Source organism: Sulfurimonas sp. HSL1-2 (genome assembly GCF_039645565.1).
In the GTDB taxonomy this organism is placed as follows: Bacteria; Campylobacterota; Campylobacteria; order Campylobacterales; family Sulfurimonadaceae; genus Thiomicrolovo; species Thiomicrolovo zhangzhouensis.
Window position 1 is genome coordinate 1481099 of sequence record NZ_CP147914.1, and the last position, 16839, is coordinate 1497937.

General features: G+C 48.2%; 17 protein-coding genes. 6 read left to right on the forward strand and 11 right to left on the reverse strand.

The window, feature by feature from the left end; genetic code table 11:
* Nucleotides 1–129 precede the first annotated feature (129 nt).
* The 3 genes from WCX18_RS07615 to WCX18_RS07625 are packed head-to-tail and all read left to right on the forward strand — an operon-like array spanning nt 130 to nt 2593.
* Nucleotides 130–459 carry a cytochrome c gene (locus tag WCX18_RS07615; protein ID WP_345987028.1) on the forward strand — a complete coding sequence of 110 codons (330 nt, stop codon included), beginning with the start codon at nt 130–132 and terminating at the stop codon, nt 457–459.
* Nucleotides 460–468: 9 nt separating this feature from the next.
* Complete coding sequence (locus WCX18_RS07620; protein ID WP_345987029.1) at nt 469–1035, forward strand: twin-arginine translocation signal domain-containing protein; 567 nt, start codon at nt 469–471, stop codon at nt 1033–1035.
* 10 nt (nt 1036–1045) lie between these two features.
* Nucleotides 1046–2593 (forward strand): FAD-binding oxidoreductase, encoded by a 1548-nt coding sequence (locus WCX18_RS07625; RefSeq protein WP_345987030.1) that lies wholly within the window; start codon nt 1046–1048, stop codon nt 2591–2593.
* Between the two features lie 50 nt (nt 2594–2643).
* On the opposite strand, the gene WCX18_RS07630 is transcribed toward WCX18_RS07625, so the two are convergent.
* Nucleotides 2644–3297, reverse strand: coding sequence for a DUF3530 family protein (locus tag WCX18_RS07630; RefSeq protein WP_345987031.1), 654 nt, complete (start codon nt 3295–3297; stop codon nt 2644–2646).
* 503 nt (nt 3298–3800) lie between these two features.
* Here WCX18_RS07630 and WCX18_RS07635 point away from each other — a divergent pair.
* A complete protein-coding gene (locus tag WCX18_RS07635) occupies nt 3801–5636 on the forward strand; it encodes an ABC-F family ATP-binding cassette domain-containing protein (RefSeq protein ID WP_345987032.1) in 1836 nt (611 codons plus the stop codon).
* A gap of 23 nt (nt 5637–5659) precedes the next feature.
* On the opposite strand, the gene WCX18_RS07640 is transcribed toward WCX18_RS07635, so the two are convergent.
* The 8 genes from WCX18_RS07640 to WCX18_RS07675 form a co-directional block, all read right to left on the reverse strand.
* Entirely contained in the window at nt 5660–6541 is an 882-nt protein-coding gene (locus tag WCX18_RS07640) for a hypothetical protein (RefSeq protein WP_345987033.1), read from the reverse strand.
* 15 nt (nt 6542–6556) lie between these two features.
* Nucleotides 6557–8032: a DUF2130 domain-containing protein gene (locus WCX18_RS07645; RefSeq protein ID WP_345987034.1), complete on the reverse strand. Its 1476-nt coding sequence runs from the start codon at nt 8030–8032 to the stop codon at nt 6557–6559.
* Nucleotides 8025–11054, reverse strand: coding sequence for a TrlF family AAA-like ATPase (locus WCX18_RS07650; protein ID WP_345987035.1), 3030 nt, complete (start codon nt 11052–11054; stop codon nt 8025–8027). The genes WCX18_RS07645 and WCX18_RS07650 overlap by 8 nt, the downstream gene beginning before the upstream one ends.
* 16 nt (nt 11055–11070) lie before the next feature.
* Nucleotides 11071–11958, reverse strand: coding sequence for a hypothetical protein (locus WCX18_RS07655; protein WP_345987036.1), 888 nt, complete (start codon nt 11956–11958; stop codon nt 11071–11073).
* A 57-nt stretch (nt 11959–12015) separates the two neighbouring features.
* Nucleotides 12016–12195 carry a hypothetical protein gene (locus tag WCX18_RS07660; RefSeq protein WP_345987037.1) on the reverse strand — a complete coding sequence of 60 codons (180 nt, stop codon included), beginning with the start codon at nt 12193–12195 and terminating at the stop codon, nt 12016–12018.
* Between the two features lie 93 nt (nt 12196–12288).
* Nucleotides 12289–12672 carry a thioredoxin family protein gene (locus WCX18_RS07665; RefSeq protein ID WP_345987038.1) on the reverse strand — a complete coding sequence of 128 codons (384 nt, stop codon included), beginning with the start codon at nt 12670–12672 and terminating at the stop codon, nt 12289–12291.
* A 31-nt stretch (nt 12673–12703) separates the two neighbouring features.
* A complete protein-coding gene (locus WCX18_RS07670; protein WP_345987039.1) occupies nt 12704–13066 on the reverse strand; it encodes a rhodanese-like domain-containing protein in 363 nt (120 codons plus the stop codon).
* 452 nt (nt 13067–13518) lie between these two features.
* On the reverse strand, nt 13519–13827 hold the full coding sequence (locus WCX18_RS07675; protein WP_345987040.1) for a Dabb family protein: 309 nt from the start codon (nt 13825–13827) through the stop codon (nt 13519–13521).
* Between the two features lie 171 nt (nt 13828–13998).
* Between WCX18_RS07675 and trxA the strand changes: the two genes are divergently transcribed.
* Nucleotides 13999–14382 carry a thioredoxin gene (gene trxA, locus WCX18_RS07680; RefSeq protein ID WP_345987041.1) on the forward strand — a complete coding sequence of 128 codons (384 nt, stop codon included), beginning with the start codon at nt 13999–14001 and terminating at the stop codon, nt 14380–14382.
* Between the two features lie 484 nt (nt 14383–14866).
* On the opposite strand, the gene WCX18_RS07685 is transcribed toward trxA, so the two are convergent.
* Entirely contained in the window at nt 14867–15088 is a 222-nt protein-coding gene (locus WCX18_RS07685) for a hypothetical protein (RefSeq protein ID WP_345987042.1), read from the reverse strand.
* Nucleotides 15089–15106: 18 nt separating this feature from the next.
* Nucleotides 15107–15916 (reverse strand): transglutaminase family protein, encoded by an 810-nt coding sequence (locus WCX18_RS07690; RefSeq protein WP_345987043.1) that lies wholly within the window; start codon nt 15914–15916, stop codon nt 15107–15109.
* Nucleotides 15917–16543: 627 nt separating this feature from the next.
* Here WCX18_RS07690 and WCX18_RS07695 point away from each other — a divergent pair.
* Nucleotides 16544–16837, forward strand: a complete 294-nt coding sequence (locus tag WCX18_RS07695; protein ID WP_345987044.1) for an ATP-dependent Clp protease adaptor ClpS — start codon at nt 16544–16546, stop codon at nt 16835–16837.
* Nucleotides 16838–16839 lie beyond the last annotated feature (2 nt).

Here is a 16839-nt window from a genome sequence, read left to right on the forward strand (position 1 = left end):
ATATTCTATCCCACATTCCGCACATCATGTCAAGGCTTCGGCGGGGAAAAAATCAAATTTCCCGTTGCGATTTTTATGCGATTTTTTTTCCCTATATTTTCGGCTGAACACATCTAAATAGGGGGTCATATGACACGATTGGCTATCACGCTTCTGTTCGCAGGCACGTCCATGTTCGCGGTCGAACTTGGCAAGCAATACAGATTCGCAGACGGAAAAGAGGCATTTCAAAAAGTATGCGCGCACTGCCATACGCTGAAAACCGCACCGCACTCCATTTTTACCAAAATGGACGATGCCGCCGGCGTGAAGGCGAGAGCGGAAGGGATTTTCCAGACGGTGAGACACGGCAGCAACGCCATGCCCGCCTTCCGGAAATCGGAAATAGACGACGCGACGCTGATGGATCTGGCGACGAGCCTGGCCGACGGCACGATTGCCGATCCCACGGCAAAGTGAGGCGCGGCGATGTATCGTAGAGCTTTCATGAAACACGCCGCGCTGGCCGCGGCCGCGGCGGCGCTCTCCACCCCGCTCGCCATGGCAGGCGCCGAGGGCAGCGAAGGCGGCAGGATCATCACTATCGTTTCCGCTGCCGCCGACGAAACCGGCTACGCGAACGCCCCCAGTACGGGTGACATCCTCCGGCTGGGCAGCGACAGGCTGGAGAACTTCCGCCTGCTCGCCGCGGCCATCGCCGAAAACAGTGGCGCGACGTTCTGCGGCCTGGTGGCGCCGAGCGATTACGCCCTGCTGCAGCAGGCGGCCATGCCGGCGCGGGTCTCCTTCGTTTCCGAGATCACCCATATGCCCTCCGCATCGGGGATGAACCATACGGAATCGACCCTCTCCGCCACGACGATGAAAAAGGTTTTCGATCATATCGATACGGTCCCGACCGACCGGTACGGTCTGGCGGTCTCGGCCTACCACACCGTCATCGGGCTCAATGCGGCGGCCGTCGCCAAACGACACGACTTTACCACCGGACATTTCGCGCAGAACGCGTTTGTCTCATTCGTATTCAAAGCATAAGGAAGATTACATGAGTAAAAAACTGACGGCCATGCCGAAAAACGTTTCGCATGAAACCATGCAGAAAGCCATCAAGGCGTTTGTCAAAATCGTGGGCAAGGAGAACGTGCTCATCGGCGACGAGGAGATGCTCCCCTACGAGAAGATCATGATGGCCGTGCCCATCGAAGAGCATATGCCGGCACTCGCCGTCCAGGCGTCAACCAAAGAGCAGGTCGTGGAGATCGTCAAGGTGTGCGACAGATACGTCATCCCGCTCTGGACCTTCTCGACGGGCAAGAACATGGGGTACGGTACCGCCGCGCCCGCGCAGCGCGGGGCGGTCATCCTCGACCTGCACAAGATGAACCGCATCATCGAGGTGAACCCCGATCTGTGCTACGCCATCGTCGAGCCGGGCGTGACCTACCAGCAGCTCTTCGACTACATCCATGAAAAAGGGTACAAACTGTGGCTCTCGTGCCCGGCGCCCAGCGCCATCGCCAGCCCCCTGGGCAACACGATGGACCGCGGCGTCGGCTATACGCCCTACGGCGAACACTTTATGATGCAGTGCGGCATGGAGATCGTCCTGGCCGACGGCTCGGAGTTCCGGACCGGGATGGGCGGGATCGAAAACTCCACGAGCTGGGGCGTCTTCAAATGGGGCTACGGCCCCTACCTCGACGGCATCTTCACGCAGAGCAACTACGGCATCTGTACGAAAATGGGGATGTGGCTGATGCCCGAGCCGCCGGCGTACAAGCCCTTCTGCATCACCTTCGACAAGGTCGAGGATGTCGAGAAGATCGTGGAGGTCCTGCGCCCGCTGCGCATCGCCAACATCATCCCCAACGCCTTTACCATCGCCAGCACGCTCTATGAAGCGGCCGGCGTCGTCAGCCGCGCGGACTATGCCGAGGGGAACCGCGCCATCACCGACGCGGAGATCGAAAAGATCAAAAAAGATACCGGCATGGGGACGTGGAACGTCTATGCGGGACTGTACGGGACCGAAGAGGCCAACGAGCTCAACTGGAAGATCATCCAGTCGGCCGTCTCCGCCAATTTCAAAAATGTCGCCTTCCTGACCGCGGCCGAGATGGGGGACGACCCCATCTTCACATACCGCGCCGACCTGATGCGGGGCTACATGACCCTCCAGGAGTTCGGCCTCTACAACTGGCGCGGCGGCGGGGGGAGCATGTGGTTCGCACCGGTGGCACCCGCCGAGGGTAAACATACGCTGAACCAGTCCGCCCTGGCCAAAAAGATCCTGAACAAATACGAATTCGACTACGTCGCCGAGTTTATCGTGGGGTGGCGGGACATGCACCATATCGTCGACCTGCTCTATAACCGCAACGATCCCGAGGAGATGCAGCGCGCGCATGACTGTTACGCGGAGCTGGTCCGGGAGTTTGCCGCCCAGGGCTACGGCGTCTACCGCACCAGCAGCGGGTTTATGGACCTCGTCGCCGAGACGTACGGTCCGGAGATCCACAACGTCTTCCAGAAAATCAAACGCGCCCTCGACCCCAAGGGGATCCTGGCACCGGGCAAGTCGGGGATCTATTAATCCCCCCGGCGCACTGCGCACCGGGCCTGCCTTACTCCTTCACGGTTAAATCACTCCGCTTCCTGACCTTCCAGCCACGTCTCGACCTCATCGACAAAGAACCCCTCGGCGCCGTCGAGCACATGGTTCGCACCGTCGATGCCATACTGTTTGTACTTCGGTCCCACGAGTTTGGCGCGCGTCGCGGCGAACCCTTCGTCCTCCCCGTTCGCCCTGCCCCAGACGTCCAGCACACTGATGTTGATCTTCGGCATATTGTCGTTGCAGGAGACGACCTTGCTGCCGTTGCCGCGGCACCCCACGGCGATGTACCCCTCAACGGACGTATCGGGGTGCGAAACGAGGTAACTCGAAGTCATCCCCGCTCCCAGCGAGTGCCCCATAAGGTAGATCGTCTTCACCCCGTGCTCTTTCAGGTAGACGATGGCCTGGTCGATCATGGCGTCCACACGCGGCTGCTCCACTTCGTATCCCTCGTAATCCTCGTGGTTCGTCGGCATCTGCAAAGAGAGGGTGTGGAACTCCAGGTCTTCGTTCAGCGCCTTACGCAACGGCCCGACGACTTTGAAATCGGGATGCATCCCCTTGCCGTGCGCGAGGATGATGCCTTTGTCACTGGCACCTTCAAGGTAGAGGGCTTTTTCGGGTAGCGTGACGGCCAGCAGGGAGAGGGGAACAAGAGCGGTCAGCAGCAGACGGTGCATGAATGTATCCTTTTTTCAGACAAGGATAATCCATAAGTATAAATTCTGCGTAAAGATACTCAAGGGGCACCTAACAAAACACAAAGAGCTTCGACACGTCGAAGCGCATTAATCAATAGGCGAAAGGTCGTTAAGCGTGCCTTGAAAGCCGCTGCGGAGGCCCAAAGCCGGGAGCAGCGAGCGATTCGCGCAACGACGATTTTCTTTGGTTTCGTTTCTTTGTAAAAAGAAAGGAAAAGGAATAACTCTTTGCCACTTTTTTAGAAAAAGTAGCGCAAAAAGCGGCCTTTCGCGAATCGCTCGCCCTTCCCGGCTTTATGCCTCCAGGGCGGCTTTCAAGGAACGCTCAAGGCCAAGGCCTGATTTAATTGAATGCGCTTCGGGAACCGAAGCTAATATAAGAGCTTTCGAGGATCGCGATCGGTACACTTTTTTTTCTGTGACGGCGCGGCGGGTGCCACCTGTTATAATACGCGAAATCTTTTACCCGTCCAAAGAGTCCCATGATACAGTTTTCAAACCTCTCCAAGAGCTTCGGCAGCCAGGAGCTTTTCAGTAACCTCAATTTCCAGCTCAACCCGGGCAACAAGGTCGGGCTCGTCGGCCGCAACGGCAGCGGCAAGTCCACGCTCTTCAAGATCATCCTCGGCGAGGAGAGCCCCGACAGCGGCGAGGTCCTCACGCCCAAGGGCTACCGCATCGGCGCGCTCAAGCAGTACCTCCACTTCACCGAGCCCACCCTTCGCGAAGAGGCGGCACTGGCCCTAGGCGAAGAGATGAAGTACGACGTCTACCGCGTGGAGAAGATCCTCTTCGGCCTCGGCTTCGACCAGGAGGACCTCGACAAGGCCCCCGGCTCCTTCTCCGGCGGCTACCAGATCCGCATCAACCTCGCCAAGCTTCTGGTGACCGAACCGAACCTGCTGCTGCTCGACGAACCGACCAACTACCTCGACATCCTCTCCCTGCGCTGGCTCAAGGCTTTTTTGCGCAGCTTCAAGGGCGAGGTGATCCTCATCACCCACGACCGCGACTTCATGGACTCCATCGTGACCCACACCATGGGCCTCGTGCGCCGCAGCCTCTTTGTCATCCCCGGCGACACCCACAAGTTCTACGACCAGCTCAAGGCCAACGACGAGCTCTACGAGAAGCAGAAGGCCGCCGACGACAAGAAGCGCAAGGAGCTGGAAGACTTCATCGCCCGCAACAAGGCGCGTGCCTCCACCGCGGCGCTGGCCCAGTCCAAGGTCAAGCAGCTCGAGAAGATGGGGGAGATGGACGACCTCGGCTTCGACCCCACGCTGAAGTTCGACTTCAACTTCAAGGAGACCCCGGCCAAGGTGCTGCTGGAAGTCAAAGACCTCAGCTTCGGCTATACGCCGGAGCACCTGCTTTTCAAGGACGTCTCCTTCACACTGGAGAAGGGGCAGTGCCTCGCCATCATCGGTAAGAACGGTACGGGTAAATCGACCCTGCTCAACAACATCGCCGGCGAGCTCACCCCTTTAAGCGGCGAAGTGGCGTTCCACCCCTCTACCTCCTTCGGCCATTTCGGGCAGACGAACATCTCGCGTCTCAACCCGGGCCAAACCATCATGGAGGAGATCTACGAGGCCAACCCGAAACTCTCCGCCTCCGTCGTGCGCGGCATCTGCGGCGGCATGATGTTCAGCGGGGACCTCGCCGAGAAGAAGGTCTCCCTGCTCTCGGGCGGCGAGAAGAGCCGCGTCATGCTCGGCCAGATCCTCGCGCGCCCGGCGAACCTGCTCTTCCTCGACGAACCGACCCACCACCTCGACATCGACTCCATCGAGGCGCTGATGGTCGCCATCGAGAATTTCCAGGGCTCCTGCATCATCGTCACCCACTCCGAGGAGATGCTCCGCCGCGTCGCCGACCGGCTCATCATCTTCTCCAAAAACGGGGCCGAGTACTTCGACGGCGGCTATGACGACTTTCTGGCGAAGATCGGCTGGGGCGAGGAGGACCAAGTAGAAAAGGTCAAAACCGCCCCCAAGAACAACTACAAGGCGAACAAAAAAGAGATCAACGCCCTCACCCGCGAACGCTCCAAGGCGACCGCGCCGCTGCGCAAAGCGGTAGAGAAGCTGGAGAAGGCGATCATGGAGGGCGAAGCACGTATCAAGTCGCTCCATGCGGAGCTTGTGAGCGCTTCGAACAGCGGGGACAACTCCAGGGTGATGGAACTCCACCAGACCGTTGCCAAAGAGGAGAAGGCGGTAGAGGCGGATTTCGAACGCCTCTCCGAAGCGCAGGAGGAACTCGACGAGCTCATGGCAAGCTACGAGATGCGCTTCGCGGAGCTGGAGGGGTGATCCTCCTCGACTTCGTCCAAAAGTCAAACTTCTAAATATTCTTCTTTGTAGCGCTGCAAATTTATAAAGTTTGTATTTGCACAATAAATTATTGGTTTACCTGTAGAAGCCACTTGGGATCTTCCAACGACTATAACATGGGCACCATTTAACTCTTCTAGATTTTTTATTTTGAAAGCATCTATAAACTCATCCGCCTTGTCTGGAAATATTTTTATACTCAGCTCTTTTTTTGAGTCCCCCGCATTGAGCCAAATAGTTCCGTCTGAACTCTTATTGGCAGTAACAATCAATCCCCAATAAATTTTATGTTCACGACCTTCACTTGGTTTAAAATCATCAAAATTGACAATTTCATTTCTGACAATTCCATCGATTTGAATTGCACCTGCTGATGAATAGAAACGTATTTTTTTATCAGAAAATCGGAAATTTTGATATCTTACTAACGAAGCCAACACCTGTCGTAATGTTTTATCTTTATTAGTGTAATTTTTACCAGCCAAACCCTTAACATTACGTGTACCACTCGGATCAGTGTCATCACTTGTCTCTTTCTTATTTTCATTAGACAAGTCCGCGATAACACCACCTTTTTTTTCGTCCAGATTAACCGCAATTTCATCTGCAGTAGTGACAGTTTCTGTAGTCGAAGGCGCAGCATCTCGTTCATCTTCAACAAGTACATAACTCGTTTTTTGGCTACATCCTTCTTTGTGATGAGAATTAAAATAAGCTTCCCTATCTTTTATCCCATTCTGAGTTGAACGAGTAAACCATGCTCTTTCTTTACATTCGACACAAAAAAGACTTGCCCTTTTTTCTTGTAGTTCATCATCAGGTAGCTTTTCAAAATCTCTTGCAGAATATTGTTTATTATCACTTTTGCAAAAGGCATATCTCATCTTCATTCCTCATCTTCATTCCTCATCTTCATGATATGGCAATTCAAGCGTTTTAATATGCCCTATAGCATTCCCTGCAATTCCACGAATAGAACCATACATTCCAATTGTATTTTCAAGCACTTTATCTATTTGTTTTTCGCGTTGTTTCCAGATACGGGCCATCGCGCGTTTTTCTGAATCAAGATCGCTTTGCATCTGTGTGAACCCTTCAACAATAGCCTCAATTTGCATTCTGAATTCATTGCTTGTCAGATAGCCATAGAGCAAACTCATTTTGTCAGTTTTATTTTCTTCTGACTGAACAGCATGCGCTAATCGAATAACACTTTCACGCAAAACGGCTGATAGCCCTTTAAACTCTTCATACGAGCATATCCATATTCCGTCCATCAACTGCATACGGTCAACGCCTGAAGGCATAGCGCTGCTCACCAACACACCAATGTCTGCACCTTTATCTCTCATATCAGCCTTGAACTTTTCTACCCATGCGGGTTGAAAATCTTTTGTACGTTTGCTCTCATAGTAGATAGTTCCGCAGTTTTGCATTTCACGAGTATGCACTGTCTGAATACAGTCACCACCTCTAGCACCCTTTTTAATCTCTTCAATTGAATCAAATGGATACTGGACCGTCAGCCATTCTTCAATAGCCAATTCTTGTGCTTCACCCTGCAACTGCATAGAGCCTTGTTCTGCTTTGCGCTGTGCTTCTGCAAGCTGGCGTTTTAACTGTTCAAGATGTTCGTCTTTTTCCTTGAGTTTAAGCTCGACTTGTTCAGTGGCCAGCTTTTGAATCTTCTCTTTTTCGCTTTTGAGCTGTTCGGTCAGTTGTTGCTGAGCTTTAACTTGTGCTGCTTCCTCGACCTCATCAATCTGTCGCTTGAGCTGTTCTATTTCCACTTTTGAAGCATTGAGTTCTTTAACCTGTTCGGTCTTAGTCTGCAATTCTTTTTGCAATACTTCCAATTGCCCACTCATTTCTTCTGCAAACTGCTCTTTAAGACGTTTTTCTGTCTTTTCACGTTCGACTTTGAGAGATTCGTTGATACGCTTTTGAAGCTCTGCTTCGGTTTTTTCGGCTATTTCCTCTTTTTCCCGTTTAAGCTGTTCGATCTCCACTTTGGTTCGATTGAGCTCTTTGACCTGCTCAGACTTTTCAGCAATCTCTTTTTGAAGCACAGCCATCTGCTCACTCTGCTCATCCAAAATCTGTTTTTTCAGTGCATCGGTCAATTTCTGTCGTTCGGCCTTGAGCTGTTTGGACACACTTTCTCTTAACTGTTCTTCGAATTTCTCTTGCTGGTTTTTAAATGCTTCTTCTTTGGACTTGAGAGCATCCATAGCTTCTTTATATCTTTTCCGATGTTCGTTAACTTCACCATCGAATTTCTTTTTCATTTCATCTTCAAGCTGATGGTAAAGAATTTCGTTGATGTCGATTTGAGTGCCACAGTTCGGGCATTGAATTGTAGTTTGATTAGACATTGACTGTCCTATAATATTTTCTCGTTCGATTATCAAATGCAGGGAATGTCCCCTCAAGCACCTCAACTATTTTTTCGTTAATTTCTTTAGCTTCAATTGCTCCTAACACATATGAGACCTCGTTTTTGTTTGCTTTATCGATTTTAGAGTATATGATTTGTTCTGCATCTGATACAACTGCAATATTCGGGTTATGTGTGACAATAATAATTTGTCTTCTTTGTTTTGCACGTTTGATATATGGCACTAAATATTCAAAAACAGATTCATTGTCCAAATTATCTTCGGGCTGATCAATAATTAGCGGTATGTCACCTTTGTCAATCAACAAGTAAAAAATGATCAGTAACGCACCTCTCTCACCAGGTGACAGTTGACTAACTGTCTTGCCATCTAACTTGATGTCGTATTCAATAGCAACATAGCTCATATCCCATAATACGACATAAAAATCTAATGTTTTTTTGTAATCTCTAAATTGCTGTTCTATAGGTTTTTTGTCATTTATTATGTTTTCAATTCTTTGCAATAAACGGCGCATGCTTTTTGCATCAAAGAGGTTATGCTCATCAATAAGTTCAATCACATCTTTATCGTCAAATCTTTTTCGTCTATTATCAAAAAAGTCAAGCAGCTTACTTGTAAATTCCTTCTTCTTAAATACTAAATTGGTTGTAAATTCTATAAAGCCTTTTGTGGCATTCGTCTTTTTTTTCTCATCTTCAATGAACTGTAGGACTGGCTTGTACAACTCTTCGTATATAGCTAATTCTTGTTTATATGTGTCATGAAGTTGAAAATACGCCTGCAATAAATCACGCTTGATTTTAAAAACCTTTGCAGGAAGTTTCTCTTTCTTAAATATAATTCTTTCTTCTATCCTGTTTTTTTGAGCAATGAACTCACGCTTTTTCGCTTCCCACTGTTGCATTTGCTCGACATATTTTTGATATGCTTGCTGTACTTCACTCAGGGCATTTGTCAGACCATCAATATCAACTTTTTTCTTCTCAAGCATTTGATCGACGACTGCAATCTTCACCTTCCGAGCACCAATGGTTTTAGTAATGGTTTCAATTTTTGAATCAATCAAACTAGTATCGAAAGAGAGCGTCACCATTTGATCTATGTCCATTTCAATCTTGGCCTCGAAAAATTTCTGATTTACTTCTTGTAAGCGTTCTTTGAAACTTTCAACTTCTTGTTTTAAACTTTGTAAAGTGTTTTCAAGAATATTTTTTTGTACTACATATTCTTTTAATTGATTTTGCAGTTTCTCTTTGAAGCTTTCCAAAGTTAGTGCATGTTTATTTAACCTAGTGATCTTTTTGAACTGTTTTTTTTGTTCGTCCTGAACCTGTTCATCATCTTCGGGTTTTTTTACTTCAATGATGTTTTCATTCTTGTACTCTTCATGTTCGTCTATTTCTTTATTCTTTTCCCTCAAAGCATTTTCAACCTTTTTCATCTCAAGGTCGCTATAGTCTGTTCTTAAGGCAATTAATGAATCAAATAAATTTTTTATGTTTTCACCAAGTCGTTCTCTTCGTTCTTTTACCGCGTCAGTCTTTTCTGAAATCAATTTGCTTAAGTTCTGTTTTCCGAGCTTTTCTTCCTCATCTATGTGAGAAAAGACTACTTTGTTTATTTCATCTTGAAAATCTTCATAGTTTTCACTAGTACAGATTGTTTCAATATATTTTTGAGGCAAGTACTTGACTCTCTCAATTTCGTCAATTTTAAAAGTCTCATCCAAATTAACTGTACTTTGGTCTTTATCCTCCCACAAAAGTGTTGCCTCAAAATTTTTTGCCAAGCCATTTCGTCTAAATTTTTCTTTTGTCAAGAACACATAATCCGTATGATTAATTAACTGTGCATTACCAGTCAAAGCAATAATATCGGCCAAAGCACTTTTCCCATTGCCTTTATTACCAATGATGGCAACAAGGCCGGGATTGATATCGAGTTCGTTGTCGAACCACAAATCAGATAAGCGACTTGCTGAAGTTTTCGTGATTTTAACTTTTGAGATATATTTAGATTTATTTAGTAAAACCGTTTGTCTTTTTGGGGGATTCTCTCCAAGAAACACCCGTTCTCTTGGTTCATTTACAACTTGCTTTAGACCTACAAAATTTGGGTTAGCTTTTATCCATGTGAATCTATTATTCGCTGGTATGAATAAGTTCTCATAGCCATGCGCATCGGAACCCCATATGCATACTTTGATACTTTTGAACTCTTTGATGTAATCTTCTTCAGTTTCATTGAATTCACCAAGACCCCACTTAATAGTTTTAGGATTAGAAGCGAAAAGCATATCGGCTTTTTGCAAAATTACTTTTCGTACATTGTGATCTTGGCTTTTCCAGTTTATTACACTAAGGTCTTCGTCAGAAGGGACTACAATCAAATACTTATCTTTGAATTTAGATTGCTTATTCTTTAAAATGTCAAGTATCTGAGTATCATCAACGACGGCACATTTTAGTCCTACAAATAATTCACTACTTCCTAATTCAGGTTGTTCTTCTATTAGTTTTTTGCCAAGCTCTTTAATATTTGGAATCTTTAATTTCCACTTCTCATCACTACCTTGAGGATTGCCTTCATAGATAAACTCTAACTCATGTAAAAAGTTTTCTTCTATATCTGTGATTGAAACATCATCTGAAAAAATTACATGAAAATTTACTCTATTCGTACCAATTATTTTGTTGAGCCTAAACTCTATATTGGGAAGTATTTTTATAGTTTGAATCTGTCTAATCTGTTCTTCTATAAAAAGAGATTTGAGTTTTTCATAATTATTCAAATACTCATTTTTGATCTTTTTATAACCTTCTATTGAAAAATAATCAGTTATTCCTATCACAGCGATTTGATGTGTTATGGCGTTTAGAAAGAGAGTTTTTACATACTCATCAAAGTCATCACCAAATTGATTATTTAAGTATGAATAAGGTGTATGTACATGTAAATCCCATTTGCGCCATTCAGAACCTCGATTAAAATTCATGTCTTTCCCCCAATTATTAATACGTCTGCACTCCAAACTTCAAAAGCATCTTCGGCAACACGTCGTCAAGATTGAAAACATCCTCGTCCGTCAGCTCGATCAGCTTGAAGTTGTATTTTTCGTAGATCGCCTTTTTCACCCGTTTGCGCTCGGCATATTTCGGATCGTTCTCCAACCCCCAAAACTCAATATATACTTTGCCCGTTGGGATGTAGAAGTCGCAATATACCTCTTCTTCGATGGGGAGACGGCGTTCGTAGGCGTGGACGATCTCAGCCATGTAGAGCCAGTTATCAATGAGCATCTCGGCCTTGCTTCGTACAAAGTGCCCGTCGGTGGCACGGTGCTTGGCCTCAAATTTTGTTCGGAAGTCATCACCTTCGGACTTATCGACTTTGGCCTGCGTCTCTTCGCCTGCATCGCCCTGCACTTCTCGTAAAACGGCCTTGAAAGCCTGGTTCTCAAAAATACTCTTAGGCCACTCTACAAAGGGGATACCATTTTTTGTGTTCTCTTTCTGGATACCGCCGTTCTTCATTCCGAGGGCAGTGATATTCCACCCTTTAAGATAGTGCTCTATCCATCCAAGCTCGGAGAGCATCATATTGATCCGTCTTGCGGAAAGATTGTATTTCTTGGCAATAGCCGTCGCATTGAAAAAGTCATTTCCTTGCGTAAGAGTCTTATCGGGAAGATCTAGCGTTTCAGGCCAGACTATATAAGTACCATATTTGGGATGAGTTTGCCAAGTACCACCTTCATCTTCACCTTTCTTTGTAAGCGAAAAACCATTTTCTGCACGTTCAATAAATCCTGCTGAAAGAAGAAGTTCGTCAAGTTTGTTTTTCGGGATAGAGAGGTTTTTAGAAAGTTGACTCGTGGATATCAATTTTATGTCAGACATTACTTTCTCACTGAATTCATTATAAATACACTGAAGAATAGCTAAAAAATATTTAATCTAATAAGGTTTCAATTTTGGAACTACACCCATTGGGGATCGAATCTTTTTTTTTCTAACAAATGGCAAAATAATATGCTGTTCATTCTTTTCTTTTTCATCAGAAAAGAACCAAAAGAAAATCGTCGTTGCGCGAATCACACGCTGCTCCCGGCTTTGGGCCTCCGCAGCGGCTTTCAAGGCACGCTTAACGACCCTTGGCCTATTGATTAATGAGCTTCGGGAACCGAAGCTAGTGAGAGAATGCAAAGCGCATTTAATTTAGGAATGCAGCTATTTTTGCTGGCGTGCCGCCCTTCTCGCTGCTTTTTCCGCTGCTTTTGCCGCGCGGAACTCTTCCATATCCATCGTTTTTATCTCTTCGATAATTTCGACAAGCTCCTCTTCCGAAAATACGCCCGGTTTTTTGAAAACGACCGTTTTCTCCTTCATGATCACCGTTGTCGGCGTGCTTGAGATAAAGAAATGATCCGAAATACTCGTTTCCACCTGGGAATTGAGCTTAGTGAAGGTGATCTCGGGGTATTTTTCAGACGTCTTTTCAAAGATAGGGGCAAACTGTGCGCACGGTGCACAAAAATTTTGCCAGCAATCTATGATCACAATCTCGCTGCCGTCAACGGTATTATCGTAATTCTCTTTTGTCAATTCGAGCATCTGTTATTTCTCCTGCTTTTGCTTTTACTTACTAGACCGTTTCCAGACCTTTGTCGATCCAGCCCCAGTTGATCCCGCCGTCGAGCTCATAGACATTTTTGTAGCCCAGTTTCGAACCCATAATCTCACAGGCGACTTTCGTCCGGCTGGCATGGGCGCAGACCATGACAAAAGGCTGTTCCTTCGTCGTCACGACCTTCGAAAACGACTCCAGGAAGGCGTCGATGTCGAAGCCGCCCATCGCGTCAAAAAAGGTGATCTTGTGGCTCCCTTCGATGATGCCGTCTTCTTCCCACTCTTCGGCTCTTCTGATGTCGATGACAGTGAAGCCTTCCTCTTTTTTCTTCTGGAACTCCTTGGTCGAGAGCGACTTGAACGGTCCGAAATTTAACACTGTTTCCCTCCTGGTGGCGCTGCCGTGCGCCGGGTGTTTTTGGGGATATGTACAATAATCATGCCTGACGAGAAGATCCAGAAGAAAATCGAACCTGTAAGCAATAAAAAGAGCTTCGAGCAGTCGAAGCGCATAAAATCAATAGGCTCAATGTCGTTAAGCGTGCCTTGAAAGCCGCTGCGGAGGCCCAAAGCCGGGAGCAGCGTGCGATTCGCGCAACGACGATTTTCTTTTGTTTCTTTTCTTATGAAAAAGAAAAGATAGAGAAGTGTATTTCTTTGCCACTTTTTTAGAAAAAGTAGCGCAAAAAGCGGCCTCTCACGAATCGCTCATCCCCTCCCGGTTTTATGCCTCCGGGATGGCTTTCAAGGAGCGTTCGAGGCCAATTCCTAATTGATTGAATGCGCTTCGGGGACCGAAGCTAATGGGAGTTATAGAGCAAAGAGAATGCTCTACTCCTCTTCATCCACCTCGTAATCCACGACGTGCATCTCCTCCGTCTTGTCCTTGATGAAATTGAGCACTTCCAGGCTCTCCTGTTCGACCTTGTACCACATCAGGTGTTCCTTGGTCTTGAAGGTCGCGTAGAGGCAGAGGTCATACGAGTGCGCCCCGTGGTTGAAGTCCATCCCCACCTGCATCGTCTGCAGCCACTCCACCTTTTCGGGCAGCGCTTCGAGCATCTCTTTGGCCTTGACCATGTTGGCCATCTTGTTCAATTCGAGTTTGAACTTATACATTTCAACGTGTACTATCATCATTCACCCCACTTGGAAAAAATATGCTATCAACGAAAAGTCTGCTTTATCCGTTAGCTGCCGAGCGAGTTGCAAAATTTATGCATGAAGCTGGTTTTGTACAACAAAAACTCCCTCAAAATCACCCCTTGAATCTAATTTGCATAGGGCCGTAAAAACAACCAAGGAGAAAGAATGGCACCAGTAGCACTGACAGCGGAGAACTTTGACAAAACAATAGCGGACAACGAGATCGTCATCATCGATTTCTGGGCGACATGGTGCGGACCCTGCAAGCAGTACGGCCCCATCTTTGAACGCGTCGCGGAGAACGTTTCAGACATCACCTTTGCCAAGATCAATACCGACGAGCAGCAGCAACTGGCCGCCCAGTTCCATATCCGTTCCATCCCGACGACGGTGGTGATGAAAGACGAGATCATCGTGTTCCAGCAGGAGGGGGTGCTCTTCCACGAGAAGCTGCTGGACATCGCGGAAAAGGCGCAGGCCCTCGACATGGACATGGTCCGCGCAAAAATTGCAGAGCAGGAAGCGGCAGCAGCACAGCAAGAAGGCTAGTCCCACCTCCCCATATATCAATTAGCTTCGCCCCGTCGAAGCGCATTCAATTAAATTGGAGGTTGGCCTTGAGCGCTCCTTGAAAGCCGTCCTGGAGGCCCAAAGCCGGGAAGGGCGAGCGATTCGAGAAAGGCCGCTTTTTGTGCTACTTTTTCTAAAAAAGTGGCAAAGAACTATTATCTTCATTCTTTTCTTTTTCATAAGAAAAGAACCAAAAGAAAATCGTCGTTGCGCGAATCGCACGCTGCTCCCGGCTTTGGGCCTCCGCAGCGGCTTTCAAGGCACGCTTAACGACAGGTTGCCTATCGATTTATGCGCTTCAGGAACCGAAGCTCTTATGAGATATAAAAAGAGCTTTGTCGCGACAAAGCGCATTCAATCAAATTGGAGGTTGGCCTTGAGCGCTCCTTGAAAGCCACCCTGAAGGCATAAAGCCGAGAAAGGGTGAGCGATTCGCGAAAGGCCGCTTTTTGCGCTACTTTTTCTAAAAAAGTGGCAAAGAACTATTATCTTCATTCTTTTCTTTTTCATAAGAAAAGAACCAAAAGAAAATCGTCGTTGCGCGAATCGCACGCTGCTCCCGGCTTTGGGCCTCCGCAGCGGCTTTCAAGGCACGCTTAACGACACTGAGCCTATCGATCAATGCGCTTCGGGAACCGAAGCTAGTATCAGTAAAAAGAGCTTTGTCGCGACAAAGCGCATTCATTCAAATAGAAATCTGTTTTTATAACGCACTATCGGAGGGAGGCGAGACCATCCGTTCGACATTGACGGACATATACAGCAGCTCCACGGGATCGCCGAACTGGGTGTAGATGGCGACGTCGGCGGCATCCCGTCCGAAAGCAATCGCGATGCGCCCGCCCCACAGGTCGTTTTGTGTCGGGTCGAACGTGTACCACCGGCCGCCTACATAGGCCTCAAACCAGGCGTGGAGGTCCATCGGTTCGAGGCTCTCCAGGTAGCCCACAACCATGCGCGCCGGGATTGACAGCGCCCGGCAGCAGGCGATGCCAAGGTGGGCCATGTCGCGGCATACGCCGAAGCCGCTCTGGTTGAGCTCGGAGGCGCTGATGATCTGCTGCCCCATGCCGGGCGCGTACCGGACCGTATTGCGGATATACTCGACGATGGCGGCGCACTGGTCGTAGCCGGCGGCCCGGCCCGCCGTGATGGACCTGGCCATCTCGGTAAAACGGTCCGATTCGCAGTAGCGGCTGGGGTAGAGGTAGGGGAGCGTTTCGTCGGGCAGCTGCTGCACCTCGACAAAAGGAGCACCCGGGGCCGTATCATAGGCCTCCGCGGTTTCAATGTCGACGGAGGTGTGAACGGAGAAATAGCCAGACGGTGCGACCAGCCGCTGGCAGAGGTTGCCGAACATGTCCGTAAACTCCATCACCGGCACGTTGGGCGACAGAACGTAGTGCTCGCTGGCGACCCACTGCTGCCATCCGCTCCGGGGGCGCAGCATCAGCAGGAATGGCGTCGGAACCGGAATACTGAATTCAAGAAAACAAGATGCGTGCAACCACATGACAATCCTTCACACTGTGACAAGTGGTGTTTGCACCCCTGTCCCACCGGTTATTCATTATAGCGTGTCACATTACATGCGGGACACAAATAAAAGCAAGTGAATAGAGCCTCTGATGGATTCATATGGTCATCTCTCGGAAAAGCACAGCCTAATCAGCTTCGATATGTCGAAGTGCATTCATCCAATCACAGAATGGTATTGAGATACACTGCTCATTCTTTTCTTTTTACTAAGAAAAGAACCAAAAGAAAATCGTCGTTGCGCGAATCGCACGCTGCTCCCGGCTTTATGCCTCTGCAGCGGCTTTCAAGGCACGCTTAACGACAGGTTGCCTATCGATTAATGCGCTTCGAGAAATCGAAGCTAGTATATAAAGAGCTTTGTCGCGACAAAGCGCATTCAATAAAATTAAGAATTGGCATTGAGCGCTCTTTGTAAGCCATCCCGGAGGCACAAAGCCGGGAGGGATGAGCGATTCGCGAAAGGCCGCTTTTTGCGCTACTTTTTCTAAAAAAGTGGCATGAAAATTATCTACCTACCAATTTGATTGAATGCGCTTCAAGCATTGAAGCTGATTGTGGGGATGAAACCCCGTTGAATCTTTTAATATGCTAGACTTCCGCCATGTCAACACAACTCGAAAGCAAGACCGAACTCGCCACCAGCGAACCGAAAATGTTCGCCGTCTTCATGCTCAACGACGACTATACGACCTGGGAGTTCTGCATCAAGATCATCAGTACCGTATTTCACAAGACCATTGCGGAAGCGGACGCCATCACCCATGACATCCACACCAAGGGCAAGGGCCTGTGCGGCATCTACACCTACGAGATCGCGGAAACGAAGGCTTTCATGGTTCGGGAGCAGGCCCGTAAAGAGGGCTTCCCCATGCGCTGTTCTGTTGAAGAGCAGTAAGA

Excerpts from the sequence above, each read along its gene's own strand:
- WCX18_RS07615 (WP_345987028.1), top strand. The coding sequence starts at position 130 with ATGACACGATTGGCTATCACGCTTCTGTTCGCAGGCACGTCCATGTTC.
- WCX18_RS07620 (WP_345987029.1), top strand. The coding sequence starts at position 469 with ATGTATCGTAGAGCTTTCATGAAACACGCCGCGCTGGCCGCGGCCGCG.
- WCX18_RS07625 (WP_345987030.1), top strand. The coding sequence starts at position 1,046 with ATGAGTAAAAAACTGACGGCCATGCCGAAAAACGTTTCGCATGAAACC.
- WCX18_RS07630 (WP_345987031.1), bottom strand. The coding sequence starts at position 3,297 with ATGCACCGTCTGCTGCTGACCGCTCTTGTTCCCCTCTCCCTGCTGGCC.
- WCX18_RS07635 (WP_345987032.1), top strand. The coding sequence starts at position 3,801 with ATGATACAGTTTTCAAACCTCTCCAAGAGCTTCGGCAGCCAGGAGCTT.
- WCX18_RS07640 (WP_345987033.1), bottom strand. The coding sequence starts at position 6,541 with ATGAGATATGCCTTTTGCAAAAGTGATAATAAACAATATTCTGCAAGA.
- WCX18_RS07645 (WP_345987034.1), bottom strand. The coding sequence starts at position 8,032 with ATGTCTAATCAAACTACAATTCAATGCCCGAACTGTGGCACTCAAATC.
- WCX18_RS07650 (WP_345987035.1), bottom strand. The coding sequence starts at position 11,054 with ATGAATTTTAATCGAGGTTCTGAATGGCGCAAATGGGATTTACATGTA.
- WCX18_RS07655 (WP_345987036.1), bottom strand. The coding sequence starts at position 11,958 with ATGTCTGACATAAAATTGATATCCACGAGTCAACTTTCTAAAAACCTC.
- WCX18_RS07665 (WP_345987038.1), bottom strand. The coding sequence starts at position 12,672 with ATGCTCGAATTGACAAAAGAGAATTACGATAATACCGTTGACGGCAGC.
- WCX18_RS07675 (WP_345987040.1), bottom strand. The coding sequence starts at position 13,827 with ATGATGATAGTACACGTTGAAATGTATAAGTTCAAACTCGAATTGAAC.
- trxA (WP_345987041.1), top strand. The coding sequence starts at position 13,999 with ATGGCACCAGTAGCACTGACAGCGGAGAACTTTGACAAAACAATAGCG.
- WCX18_RS07685 (WP_345987042.1), bottom strand. The coding sequence starts at position 15,088 with ATGAATGCGCTTTGTCGCGACAAAGCTCTTTTTACTGATACTAGCTTC.
- WCX18_RS07690 (WP_345987043.1), bottom strand. The coding sequence starts at position 15,916 with ATGTGGTTGCACGCATCTTGTTTTCTTGAATTCAGTATTCCGGTTCCG.
- WCX18_RS07695 (WP_345987044.1), top strand. The coding sequence starts at position 16,544 with ATGTCAACACAACTCGAAAGCAAGACCGAACTCGCCACCAGCGAACCG.